Origin of the sequence: Streptomyces sp. NPDC057302 (genome assembly GCF_042667685.1) — a bacterium.
Classification (GTDB): domain Bacteria; phylum Actinomycetota; class Actinomycetes; order Streptomycetales; family Streptomycetaceae; genus Streptomyces.
Genome location: NZ_JBHUZJ010000004.1, coordinates 79,078 through 91,181, shown reverse-complemented (window position 1 = coordinate 91,181; position 12,104 = coordinate 79,078). Strand labels below are relative to the sequence as shown.

The 12,104-nt window shown below is 70.6% G+C and carries 9 protein-coding genes and 1 pseudogene; 3 read left to right on the top strand and 7 right to left on the bottom strand.

Going from position 1 to position 12,104, the window contains the following annotated elements; translation table 11 throughout:
• Window positions 1–86: 86 nt before the first annotated feature.
• Both ACFUPX_RS04860 and ACFUPX_RS04855 read right to left on the bottom strand, forming a co-directional pair.
• Complete coding sequence (locus tag ACFUPX_RS04860; RefSeq protein ID WP_383315987.1) at window positions 87–524, bottom strand: DUF6278 family protein; 438 nt, start codon at window positions 522–524, stop codon at window positions 87–89.
• Window positions 525–580: 56 nt separating this feature from the next.
• Window positions 581–724 (bottom strand): hypothetical protein, encoded by a 144-nt coding sequence (locus ACFUPX_RS04855; RefSeq protein WP_383315984.1) that lies wholly within the window; start codon window positions 722–724, stop codon window positions 581–583.
• Between the two features lie 179 nt (window positions 725–903).
• On the opposite strand from ACFUPX_RS04855, the gene ACFUPX_RS04850 reads away from it, so the two are divergent.
• Window positions 904–2,667 (top strand): SGNH/GDSL hydrolase family protein, encoded by a 1,764-nt coding sequence (locus tag ACFUPX_RS04850; RefSeq protein ID WP_383315981.1) that lies wholly within the window; start codon window positions 904–906, stop codon window positions 2,665–2,667.
• 92 nt (window positions 2,668–2,759) lie between these two features.
• Here the strand turns inward: ACFUPX_RS04850 and ACFUPX_RS04845 are convergent, their stop codons facing one another.
• Genes ACFUPX_RS04845 through ACFUPX_RS04830 form a run of 4 tightly spaced genes read right to left on the bottom strand, consistent with a single transcriptional unit; the run spans window position 2,760 to window position 6,623 of the window.
• Window positions 2,760–3,539: an exodeoxyribonuclease III gene (locus ACFUPX_RS04845; RefSeq protein ID WP_383315978.1), complete on the bottom strand. Its 780-nt coding sequence runs from the start codon at window positions 3,537–3,539 to the stop codon at window positions 2,760–2,762.
• 45 nt (window positions 3,540–3,584) lie between these two features.
• Complete coding sequence (locus ACFUPX_RS04840; RefSeq protein ID WP_383316430.1) at window positions 3,585–4,217, bottom strand: MBL fold metallo-hydrolase; 633 nt, start codon at window positions 4,215–4,217, stop codon at window positions 3,585–3,587.
• A 40-nt stretch (window positions 4,218–4,257) separates the two neighbouring features.
• Entirely contained in the window at window positions 4,258–5,553 is a 1,296-nt protein-coding gene (gene pcaC / locus ACFUPX_RS04835) for a 4-carboxymuconolactone decarboxylase (RefSeq protein ID WP_383315975.1), read from the bottom strand.
• 32 nt (window positions 5,554–5,585) lie between these two features.
• Window positions 5,586–6,623 carry an IS110 family transposase gene (locus ACFUPX_RS04830; RefSeq protein WP_383315970.1) on the bottom strand — a complete coding sequence of 346 codons (1,038 nt, stop codon included), beginning with the start codon at window positions 6,621–6,623 and terminating at the stop codon, window positions 5,586–5,588.
• 1,031 nt (window positions 6,624–7,654) lie between these two features.
• Between ACFUPX_RS04830 and ACFUPX_RS04825 the strand changes: the two genes are divergently transcribed.
• Together ACFUPX_RS04825 and ACFUPX_RS04820 are read left to right on the top strand one after the other, a co-directional pair.
• Window positions 7,655–10,840: a hypothetical protein gene (locus ACFUPX_RS04825; RefSeq protein ID WP_383315966.1), complete on the top strand. Its 3,186-nt coding sequence runs from the start codon at window positions 7,655–7,657 to the stop codon at window positions 10,838–10,840.
• Window positions 10,841–11,175: 335 nt separating this feature from the next.
• Window positions 11,176–11,544 (top strand): annotated as a pseudogene (locus tag ACFUPX_RS04820) (site-specific integrase); the annotation flags it as partial.
• 218 nt (window positions 11,545–11,762) lie between these two features.
• Here ACFUPX_RS04820 and ACFUPX_RS04815 read toward each other — a convergent pair.
• Window positions 11,763–11,972 (bottom strand): Lrp/AsnC ligand binding domain-containing protein, encoded by a 210-nt coding sequence (locus tag ACFUPX_RS04815; RefSeq protein ID WP_383315964.1) that lies wholly within the window; start codon window positions 11,970–11,972, stop codon window positions 11,763–11,765.
• Between the last annotated feature and the right edge of the window lie 132 nt (window positions 11,973–12,104).

The following is a 12,104-nucleotide window of genomic DNA, read 5'->3' as shown; positions in this document are numbered from 1 at the left end:
CGCAAACTATCCACGTGAAAACGGGACTTACTGGACGACACGCACTTATGGGCATTAACCGTATTTCCAGTTACGTCATCCCGCGGCTACGCCTCCGACGCCTCCCCGTAGACCTGGGACAGCTCGGGAGCCCCCTGAACCGCCCAGTCGAGCCCCGCCTCGACCACCTGGATCTCCCGCCCCGACGCGAGCCGCACGACGGGGCTGCCGCCGGGCCAGACGTGCCAGGTGGTGCCGGGGACCGTACGGACGATCACCGAACCCAGGTACAGACCCGCGTCGTTGCCGAGCCACGGCAGCAGCTCCGGGTCGTCGCGCCAGCGCGGCAGGAGCTGGTCAAGCGCACTCAACGAGGCCGGTGAGTCGTCGAGTTCGAGCCCGGCGGTGGCTGCCTGGGAGCGCAGCAGCTCGCATTCGGAGAGGAGTTCGGCCACACCGGCCGGATCCGCGTCGAACGCCGAGGCGAGTCCTGGGCTTCGGTCGGCGGCCTGCTTGCGCCACTTGCCGAAGAAGGAGATGTTCATGATCGGCCTCTCCGTGAGGGTGCCTCTGCTCCCCGGTCCAAAGAATGTAACTTGTGTCAGTTGATCACGGAATCACGCGAGTCCCGCCGCGTGGCGGCGAACTGCCGCAGCGCGTCGGTGAGTAGCCCGCGCCCGAACCGCCGCATCGCGCTCACCGCGATCACCCTGCTCACCGCGGCATCCGGGCGAGTTCGGGTCATGTTCACGCGCACCTCATTGACGCTTCTCCCCCGCCTCCTTAGCTTCATGGCGCACCTGTCGTCACGTCAGCTTCAGCCAAGGGGAGGGGTCTGGTGTGCGCCCACGCAGCTCGCGTACCTCACGTACCGCACGTACCGCACGTAATCCGCGTACCGCACGTGTCTGGGGAGCGGCCGCCGTGCTCGCGGTACTCACCGGTGTCGTCCCGGTGGCGACCGCTCAGGATGCGCGGGCCGACGCCCAGGCCGCGCCGCACAGACCCGGGCCGCTCCCTCTGGAGCGGCTCTTCGACAACAGGGCGATCAGTGACGACACGCGCCCCGGCAACGCGGACTTCGACGGCTCGGGCGGCTCGCTCTCGGCCCAGGACCTGACGGGGGCCGGCTGGACCCCGGGCCGCTCGCTCGCCGTGGACGGGGCGCGGCTCGCCCTGCCCCGTACGGACGCGGGCGAGGCGGACAACGTCCGGGCCGACGGGCAGTCCGTGCGGGTGCGCGGACGCGGTGACGCCCTGGCCTTCCTGGTCGCGGGCACGGGCGGCGAGGCGAGCGGCACGGGAACGGTGCGCTACCGGGACGGATCGAAGCGGACGTACCGCCTGACGGCGCCGGACTGGCGCTCGGGGCCGCTCGCCACGAAGGCCGTCGCGCTGCCGCACGTGAACACTCCGGGCGGTCAACTCGCCGAGAAGACACGGCTGTACGTGGTGACCGTGCCGGTGGCGCGCGGACGCGAGGTCGCGTCGGTGACCCTGCCGAAGGACCCGGGCGCCCCGGATCTGCACGTCTTCTCGCTCTCCGTGCGCCAGCCCGCGAAGGGGTGGACCGGCAGCTGGTCGGCGTCGACTGCGGGGTACACGGCGGTGGGCCCGTGGGCCGACCGGACCGTACGGCTCGTCGTCCACACGAGTACCGGCGGGCCGCGGGTGCGGATCCGGCTCGACAACACCTTCGCGTCGGCGCCCGTGCGGATCGGGAGCGCGACCGTGGCGGTGCAGGAGTCCGGCGCGGGGGCGCGGGGCGAGCCGCGGCGGCTGTCGTTCAGGGGCGGGGGCGGCACCGAAGTGGCCGCGGGCGCCCAGGCGTTCAGCGATCCGCTCGACTTCGACGTGCCCGAGGACACGAACCTCCTGGTCAGCTTCCACCTCCCGGAGACGGTGACGACGGCTCCGGTCCACAGCCAGGCCATACAGCGCTCGTACGTGAGCGGCCCCGGCGACCACGCGGCGGACGGCTCACCGCAGGCCTACACCTCGACGATCTCCACCTGGCCGCTGCTCACGGGGGTCGACGTGGCGGGCGGGCCCGGCTCGGTGGTGCTGCTCGGCGACTCCATCACGGACGGGGTGAGGTCGACGCAGGACGCGAATCACCGCTGGCCCAACGTCCTTGCGACGCGGCTGCTCCGACAGGACGAGGTCCCGCGCTTCGGGGTGCTCAACCAGGGGATCTCGGCGAACCGCGTGATCGCGGACCGCTATCCCGGCGACGGCGTCTCCACGGACACGGGCGGCGTGAGCGCGCTGCACCGCCTGGACCGTGATGTGTTCGCGCAGACGTCGGCGCGTACGGTCGTCGTCTTCGAGGGGATCAACGACGTCCGCTGGGGCGCTTCGGCCGACCAAGTGATCGCCGGTATGCGGGAGATCAGCGAGCGGGCGCACACGCGGGGCCTGCGGGTGGTGGCGGCGACGATCGCGCCCTGCCAGGGAGAGTCCCTGTGCACGGCGGCGGCGGACGCGGAGCGCATGAAGGTCAACGACTACCTGCGGCACGGCGACGACTTCGACGCCGTCCTGGACTTCGACGCGGTCCTGCGGGACCCGGGGAATCCGGCGCGGATCCTGGCCGCGTACGACAGCGGGGACCATCTGCATCCCGGCGACGCGGGGCTCGCGGCGATCGCGGAGTCGGTGGACCTGGGGGCGCTCGTCCCGGAGTAGCGGCCGAGCACGAGGGGGCGGGGGGAGGAGGCGGGGCCTGGACGCGGTCCGGTCCGGCCCCGCCGCCTCCTCGTCCCCCTCCCCCTCGCCGTCTAGAGCTCCAGGTCCACCACGACCGGCGCGTGGTCCGAAGCGCCCTTGCCCTTGCGCTCCTCGCGGTCCACGTACGAATCCGTCACGGCCTTCGCGAACGCCTCGTTCCCGTACACCAGGTCGATGCGCATTCCCTTGTTCTTGGGGAAGCCGAGCTGGCGGTAGTCCCAGTACGTGAAGGGGTGGTCGTACTTCAGGGGCCGCGGCACGACGTCCGAGAGCCCCGCGTCCCGCAGCGCGGCGAGCGCCGCGCGCTCTGCGGGGGTCACGTGCGTGGCGCCCTCGAACAGGGCCGGGTCCCACACGTCCGCGTCGGTCGGCGCCACGTTGAAGTCCCCGAGGACCGCGAAAGGCCGCGCGCCCGCGGCGTCGGCGGCGACCGAGGCCTTCAGCGCCTCGAACCAGCGCAGCTTGTACGCGTAGTGCGCGTGGTCCACCTCGCGGCCGTTGGGCACATAGACCGACCAGACGCGCGCCGGGCCGCAGGTCGCGGAGATCGCGCGCGGCTCCTGGACCCCGTCGTAATCGGGACCGCCGGGCAGGCCGACCGTCACGTCGTCCAGGCCCACCTTGGAGAGCAGCGCGACTCCGTTCCACCGGCCCGTCGCGTTCACCGCCGACTCGTACCCGAGCTCGCGGAGCCCGTCGGCGGGGAACTGCTCGGCGGTGGTCTTGGTCTCCTGGATGCACAGCACATCCGTACCGCTGCTCTCCAGCCAGGCGAGCAGCCTCGGCAGCCGAGCGGTGATCGAGTTCACGTTCCAGGTGGCAATGCGCATGCTTCACAACCTACCGGGCGCCACTGACACCCTCGGGCCGGGCGGTCACAGCTCGGCGGACTCCCCCGGCGTGAGCCGCAGGTGCTCGGCGCCGCCGAGCGACCCGATCTGCGCGTCGTAGATCGGCCGGGCCAGGTCCGTGAGCAGGGCGTCGTGGATGTCGTAGGCACGCTGCGGCTTGAGCTCGCGCACGTAGTCGATGACCTCGGAGATCTTGCTCCAGGGTGCCATCACGGGCAGCATCAGCGTGTCCACCGGCTGCTCGGGCACGGTCAGCGCGTCGCCCGGGTGGAAGACGGAACCGTCCACCAGATATCCGACGTTGGTGATGCGCGGGATGTCCGGGTGGATCACGGCGTGCAGCTCGCCGTGCACCTGCACGTCGAACCCGGCGGCCGTGAAGGTGTCGCCGTGCCCGACGGTGTGCACCCGCCCCGGGAAGGCGGCCGAGATCTTCTCCGCGACGGAGCGCAGGGTCCAGATCTCGGCGGCCGGGTTGGCCTCCATGCCGGCGCGCAGCCGGTCCTCGCTGAAATGGTCGGGGTGCTCGTGCGTGACGAGGATCGCGTCGGCGCCGAGCGCCGCGTCCTCCTCGCTGAACGCACCCGGGTCGATGACGAGCCTTCGGCCGTCCCGCTCCAGGCGGACACAAGCGTGCGTCTTCTTCGTGAGCTTGATGCGCTTCGCGGCAGTCGTCATGCCCCCATCCTGCTATGCCTCACTCCTGGGGCGTGGTTTCCTCGCGGATCACGGCCTGGGCGACCTTGAAGGCGGAGTTCGCCGCGGGTACGCCGCAGTAGACGGCGGCCTGGAGCAGCACTTCCTTGATCTCCTGCGGGGTGAGGCCGTTGCGCAGGGCGGCGCGGGTGTGGAAGGCGAGCTCGTCGAGGTGGCCGCCCGCGACGAGCGCGGTGAGGGTGACACAGCTGCGGGAGCGCCGGTCGAGGCCGGGCCGGTTCCAGACCTCGCCCCACGCGTAGCGCGTGATGAGTTCCTGGAAGTCCGTGGAGAAGTCCTCGGCCGCGGCGAGCGCGCGGTCGACGTGCGCGTCACCGAGCACCTCGCGGCGGACCTTGATCCCCGCGTCGTACGGGTCGGGGCGTCCGCCGCCCACGGCCTCGGGCTGCTCCATGGGCCCGATCTCGGCCACGGGGAAGACGGGCGGCGGCGGGGCGAGCACCGGCTTGGGGGGCGTCGCGCTGATCGCCGCGTGCGACCCGGTGGCGTCGTTCGCGAGCCAGGCGGTGGAGAAGTGGCGTACGAGAAGGTCGGTGACGGCGGCGGGCTGCTCGACGGGGGCGAGGTGCGAGGCCCCCGGCACGACGGCGAGGCGGGCGTCCGGTATCCCGGCGACGAGGGTGCGGGCCTCGCCCTGCCCGGTGACCTGGTCCTCCGACCCGACCAGGACGAGGGCGGGCACGCTGATCCGGTTCAGCTCGGCGCGCACGTCGAAGGCGGCGAGTGCCTCGCAGGCGGCGATGTAGCAGCCGGGGTCGGTCGTCCGCACCATCTGTACGGCCCAGTCGGTGATCGCGGGCTGCGCGGCGGCGAAGCCGGGCGTGAACCAGCGCTCGGGGGACGTACGCGCGATGGGGTCCAGACCGTTGCTCCGCACGATCACCCCGCGCTGGCGGAACTCGTCGGCGCTGCCGAAGCGCGGCGATGCGGATATCAGCGCCAGGGAAGCGACGCGCTGCGGGTGCCGCAGGGCGAGCTCGGCGCCGATCGCGCCGCCGAACGCGCAGCCCGCGTAGCCGAAGCGCTGCACGCCGACCGCGTCGAGGGTGGCGAGGAGCCGCTGGGCGAGCTCGCCGACGGAGCCGCAGGGGTGCGCGGGGGCGCCCCCGTGTCCCGGCATGTCGAAGCGGAACACCCGCCACTGCTTGACCAGCTCGGGCACCTGCCGGTCCCACATGTGCCATGTGGTACCCAGTGAGGGACCCAAGATCAGGACGGGGGCGTCTTCTGGCCCGTCAAAGCGGTATTGCAGGGTGCTCTTCGGTGTCTCACTCACTCGCCTGAGCCTCTCATCTGTCACGGACGCCCCTATAACAGGGGGTCGCTGGATACCGTTTTGACCAGGTTGAATACCTCGCGGGCGGCATATCGCTTGAGGCACCTGATGATCTCACGACGAGTCTTGCCCTCCCGGGTGCGGCGTTCGTAGTACGCCTGCGTGCGCGGGTCGTGGCGCAGCCTTGTGAACACGATGCGGTGCAGGGCGGCGTTCGCCTTCCGGTCTCCGCCGTGGTTGAGCCGGCGCGAGCTCCGGCGGCCCGAGGAGTACTCGACGGGGCTGACTCCGCACAGGGCGGCGAACGATGCCTCGGTGTGCACGCGTTCGGGATTGTCCCCCATGGTGATCAGGAGCGTGACGGCGCTGTCCGGACCGATACCCACCGGTGCGAGCAGCTGCGGGGCATGGCGTTCAACGAGCCCGGTCAGTCGCTGATTCAGCTCGTCAATCTGCCCGGTGAGCTGCTCGATGCGCTGAGCCAGCATGCTCAGCGTCATGCGAGTGGCCTCGGCTACAGGGTCCTCATCGCTCCCGCCAACCCAGCCCCCGCGCGGGCTGAGCCGGGCGCAGGTGCGGAACAGCTCGCGGTTGCCCAGGCCGGACAGCCGTTCCCGCAGGGCCGGGTCGGCTACGACCAGAACGGCCTTGAGCTGGTTGATCGCCTGGGTGCGGGACTTGACCGCGGAATCCTTGGCGAGTTTGAACATCCGAGCACTTTGCACCGGACCATCGCCGGTCTTGGCACGGGCCGTGGCGCGACCGCTGAGCACGGCTCGCGCGGCGGCCTGTGCGTCGAGCGGGTCCGACTTCCCCAGCAGACGGCGGGCCGAGCGGTCGGGCCGGTTCACCTCGAACACCACGACATGCTGCGCCAGCAGGTAGCGCGACAGGCCCGCGCCGAAGGTGCCGGTGCCCTCCACTCCGGCCCGCCGCACCGTCCCTGACTTGCGGGCCCAGGCGAGCAGCCGACGGTAGCCGACCGCTGTGGCCGGAAAGGACTTGGTGCCCAGGACCTGGCCCAACGGGCAGACCACCGCGGCGACATGAACCTCGCCGTGTGTGTCCACCCCCAGGACGACCTCGCCCCGAGAGGGCGGGTCCGTGCTGCTGGAAGAGGTGCTGCGCTGTCTGGTCGTCATGATGGTGTGCCTCCCGCGTGGTGACGTGCTGGGTGGCTGGCACCGGCCCGGCCGGGCGGTCTGAACCGTGATGGCGCCTGAAAGACAGCAAGGCCCCTATTGGGACACGCCCTGTGGCTCGGTGACAGCAGGCACCATCCCGCAACGGCAGTCGACACGTCCGTGACAAGACACTTCGGTCAAAGATGTCATGAGTCAGGCCCCCGTCCGGAACGGTGCTACGCAACCGTCCCACTGCCCTCAGTGCGACCGCATGACCCGACCGCTCCCGGGAGACTTCGTCCGAACCGGCAGTGAACCTGCCCTGGACGGGACAACGATGAGCTGAATCCACGTCCACCCGTGATCGGCATTGACAGACAGCCCAGTGGCCCGCCCTACGAGGCCGCCGGCCTCACCAAATCCACCGCATACTGCTTAGCCGCGATCAAGTGGCCCTCCTTAGACCAGGTCCTCGTCACGCCAGAGAACACCGTCGCGCCACAGATACACCGATTCACTCGCAAGCTGATGAGCCTGCTGCCCCGACACAGGGACACGCGATGATGCCATCCGGCCACCAGGAGAAGACGTAAGTCTCGTGTGCCGCACTTCCCCCTCCAGCCGCGGCCGGTACCAGACGCGCAGGCGACGATCGCGCCGTGTCAGCGGAGGCGGAGGCCCGGGGACCGCCGCCCCGCCTCTCGGCGGTGCAGCGAGAAACCTGCGGGCCTTCTCGGGCTCGGACTCCCGACGCGCCGCGCACATCAACTCACCGGAGCCCGCCTAGGAATTTCCGGGAGGCAATGCACACCACACCTGACGCATTGTCCGACGCGACAGATATTCTTATCGGGCGCGCTCATCTCCTGCGCCGTTCCAAGGTGCGCGGGCACCAGGGGTGCTCCGGGCACGGTGTCCGCGCTGGGGGTGTGCCTCCTTGGGTAGATGGGTGCTGACTGTTTTCGGAGGAACTGCTGGTGGCGCAGATCGACTTCCGTCTCGTCCAGACCGCGGTTATGGGAGGCCGGGATTCGGACCAGCCGATCATCCTGCCCGAGGAGCCGCACAATCTGGATGAGTTCCGCCGCCAGTTCGGCAAGGATGCCTTCTGGTGCGGGACGCTGCTCGGTGGTTGCGGCGAGCGGCTGATGACCAAGCGCTACGAAACGAAGGTCTGTCACTTCTCCCATTTCCCGGACCGCGACGGAAGCCGGGTGGCTTGTCATCGCACGGCCAACGGCGTCGACAGCGCCGATCATCTGTTCGTCAAGGCGCACGTGACGCAGTGGCTGGCAGGCCAGGGTCACGCGACGCAGGCCGAGTTGCGCAGCCTCGGGCACGGCCCCGGGGATGCTGTGGACTTCGTGCTGCGTGCCACGAATCAACGCCTGCGCTTCGAGCTGCGGCCCACCGACTACCGCAGCTGGCGTGGAACGGCGGACAGCCTGGCCGCCAAGGAAGGGCACGTCGAGTGGGTCTTCGGGCTGGAGAGCGCCATCACCCGGGATATGACGGCCCGCTACGGCTATGCCCTGCGGGTGCGGTGCGAAACCGACGGCAACAGCCGCCGGGTTCTGATCGGCACCGTCACCGAGAACCGCCCCGTCGCCTGGTCGCCGCTCGAGCAGTGCCGGATGACCGGCGACGGCCTCATCACCCCCGCCCTCGATGAACTGCGCAGTCGCGGGCTGATCCGCGAGGGCGCCGCGCGTCACGACGCCGTGGCCAGCAGCCTGCCGCTGCGCGGCGCCGAGATCGTCTTCGCAATCGACGGCGAGGCCCGGCCCGACACCGACTCGTCCCTCGTGGAGGGCGGCCGGTACCTGATATCCGGCTTCATCAAACCGGCCGGACACCGGATCCTCAAGGCCCAACTCTCCTTGCCCCACGACACCCCCCGCCCCACCGAGCAGTACGTGTACCGGCTGGCGGGCGCGGTGCGCCTGCTGGTCACCGAAGCCGACCGGCCCGGCGAGAGCGCCCGCTGGGCGGTGCGCGCGGACAGCCTCATCCAGCTCAAGGGCCTGGACGCGGAACGCACCGGCCTGTGGCGTCCCCCCGTCGCGCTGGACGATCCCCTGCCCGCGCCGAAGCCCGCCATACGGGCCGCCCCTGCCCCCACCGTTCCGATGCAGTCCCACGGCAGTCGCAACGCGACTGTGTTGCGGCGGGCTCTCGAGGACGTGGCGCGGGAGGGAGCTACCACCACGTGGAAACAGCTGGCCGAGCGGGTCGGCCTGGATCTCGCGCACCTGCCCGACCCCAAGCGCCGGGACCTCCTCGTGGAGGTCGACAAGCCGCCAGCCCGGAGCCGGTCGCTGTTGTGCGTCCTGGTCCGCGCGCCCTCCGGCCGCCCCCTGTCCTATCTGGCCACTGTGCTGCGCCTTCTCCAAGTCGGCGCCCCGGCCTCGGAGTCCGCGCTGAACCGGTGGAGCGAGGGGCAGATCCGCGCGGCGCATACGGCATACGGCCACCGCGCTCCTCCCTTACCGGCGTCCGCTGCCGTTACGGAGGCGCCCCGCCCCGCGGAAGCGCGGGCCGCGCAGCAACAACTGGACCTCCTCAAGGCCCAGTTGGCCGTGGGCCGTGGCACGTTGCCCCGCGCCACCGGCCGTCGCGCCGCCCGCCTGGCCACCACGGTCAAGAACGGCGAGCAGCATCAGCGGCTCTACGAGAGTGTCCGGCAACGCAGGCAGGAGCTGCGCGCGTGGCAACGCGAGAGCGAGCGGCTCCTGGACGACCTCGACCGCCTCATCGGCCACCCTCTGCCGGCGTCTGCTCCCGCGAAGAAGAGCACGCCCGCCGTCCCGCCCGCCGCGAAGAGCCCCGTCTCGCCGAGACAGGACCAGCACACGTTCCAGGCGCAGGCGGCAGCGGACATCGCCCGTCTGACGCAGCTGTTCAAGCAGGCCCGTGATGCCGACGATCTGAACGAGGCCGGACGGATCCACCAGGAGGTCTCACGGATCGCCACGGATCGCCTGTCCGGCGAGCCACGGCAGAACCTCCTGCTGCTCCGCACCGACCTGCAGACCTGGATCAACAGCCGTGAATCGGCAGCCGCCCACGCGGCGCTGCGCACCTTGTTCACGGACCTCGCGACGGCCTGCCCCGCCCCTACGCCTCTCGTCCTGCGCAGCGCCCTGGCCCACTCGAAGATTCTCAAACGACGCTGCCCCGGCCCCCTGCCGCAGGATCTCCACACGGCGCTTGCCCGCCTGGAATCCCAGGTCAACGGCGAATCGGCCACTTTAGACGACGGAGCCTCCCTACCGGCGACCCACCCGTCATCCAGCGGTGCTCCGCCCTCCGATCTGGCCGCCTTCGCAGAAGCCGGGGCGGAGTTCGCCTGGCTCGTGAAGGAGATGCGTGCCGCGCAGGAGGCCGGCGACCTGGCTGCGGTCCAGACCGCACGCCACTTGGCCGGACCCATCTACGGCCGGCGTCTGTCGCCGGAAGACCGTGCCACCTACACGCCGTTGATGCGCGAGGTGAAGGCGTGGTGCCAGGAACAGGATCCCAACACGGACCTGATCCTGCGCCGTATCCGTCAAGTCCTCGCCGAACTCGGCCGCGCCGGCAACAGCCTGGCCACCGAGCGGCTCGCCGCGTTCCTCGACGAGATCGGCTCGCTGCGCCGTCAGCTGGACCGGCGCCTGGCGGTGCCCGAAGAGGTTCAGGTCAAGCGGTGGAAGCGCCAGCTCAAGGCCCGCACCTCGAGCACGCCGCACCGTGCCCCACCGTGCGCGGCGGTCCCGGTCAAGACTGTCCCCGGCCCCAAGGCCACCACACCGTCTCCCCCGGACCGTCTGCCGATCGAGACCATCGACAAGCTGGCCTCCATCGCCCGGGACGTCCTCAAGGACGCGGCGCGCAGCGGCGGCTCACTTCTGACGTGGGGTGACCTGCGGCTGCGGATGGCGGGCGGGCTGCCGCACATACACCCGGACGACCAAGGTGAACTCCTGGTCGCCGTCGACCGGGAGACACCGGCCGGTGAACCGCTGCTGTCCACACTCGTCGCGAGCGCAGACGCCTCGCTGCACTGGCTCTACCGCCACGTCTGCTTCAGCCTCGGCCGCGAACGCATACCCGAACCAGACCTTCCCGCCCACTGGGCCACCGAAGTCCTGCGCCTGCGCCAAACCTGGCGCCACCGCTGACCCGCCGCACCGAGCGAACGGCGTCCGGACCCAGCCGACCCGCCGTGCGGCACGGCCGCGGACACCCGCCGCCCTCGGCTCGCTTCACTCGTGCGCCACGACTGCACGCGGCTACGGCTAGACGCCAAGCTCATGGTGGGACACCCCGGCGTACACGGTCACGGCTCTTCTGGAGGGAGGAAGGAAGCTGGGCGCTTGCGGGTTCGGCGGTCTAGCCGGCGGCCCGTACTGATTCCCTGTCCTCGATCCGCTCCGGTCGCTTCAACTTGGCCCCCTCAATATCAAGATCGGGCAGCATCCGGTCCAGCCAGCGGGGCAACCACCAGGTCCACTTCCTGCCCCGCCTACTGAAGAGCCGGACCCGGGGCCCGGTGTTCGTCGCCCACCGCCGCCCCGGCCCCGGGAAGGTGGTCAGCCCCCGGGACATCTGCCCGGACACCGAGCAGGCCCGCCTGTCATACGGCCAGGCCCGCGCGCTGCTGGACCAACACACCGCCGCGCGCGGGCCGGGAACCGGCTGGGACCTGCACGAGTACCGGCACTCTGCCCGGACCTATCTCGGCGAGCAGGGCGCCTCGCTGCCGATGCTCATGGCGAAGTCCCGGCACAAGAAGCCGGAGAACGTCCGCCGCTACTTCAAACCGTCCCCGGAAGCCATCGCCGAGCTGACCAGTCTCCTCGCCCCTGGCGACAATCGGCGCTGAGGCGCAGTGCCGCCCGTGGCCCGCTGGACAGGGATGCTCTGCGGTCAGTTCCCTTCGGGCCCGAACCGACACTTGTACGTCAGCGGAGCGAGACTGGTCGCGCGGCGCATCAGCGTGCGCAAGATGACGGTGGTGCCGCGCGACCATGGGGCTCATTGCCCGCTACGCGGTGGCGCCGTCGAGGGGTGCGACAACGGGTGTGCTGACGTGCTGGTAGATCACTGAGCTGCGGAAGTTGACGATCTCCGGCGCTGGCTGAAGCGGTCCATCAGGACGGTGTGCAGGTGATCGACGTCCTCGACGGCGACGTGGACCAGGAAGTCCTCGCTGCCCGCGACGACGAACACCGACAGCACCTCGGGCAAGGCTGCCACGTAACCCTTGAACCCCTCGATGACCTCCCGGCTCAGCGGGCGAGGTTGCTTCACAACCGGCCCGGCTCCTCCCCGGCTGCGTGCGCCAGGGGGCGGGGCACCAACGTGCCGACGTTCGGGTCGATCCGCATTAGGCCCAGGTCGTCGTTCGCCCCGAGGGCGACGATGTCGATCCCATCGAGGTGG

Excerpts from the sequence above, each read along its gene's own strand:
- ACFUPX_RS04860 (WP_383315987.1), bottom strand. The coding sequence starts at position 524 with ATGAACATCTCCTTCTTCGGCAAGTGGCGCAAGCAGGCCGCCGACCGA.
- ACFUPX_RS04845 (WP_383315978.1), bottom strand. The coding sequence starts at position 3,539 with ATGCGCATTGCCACCTGGAACGTGAACTCGATCACCGCTCGGCTGCCG.
- ACFUPX_RS04855 (WP_383315984.1), bottom strand. The coding sequence starts at position 724 with ATGACCCGAACTCGCCCGGATGCCGCGGTGAGCAGGGTGATCGCGGTG.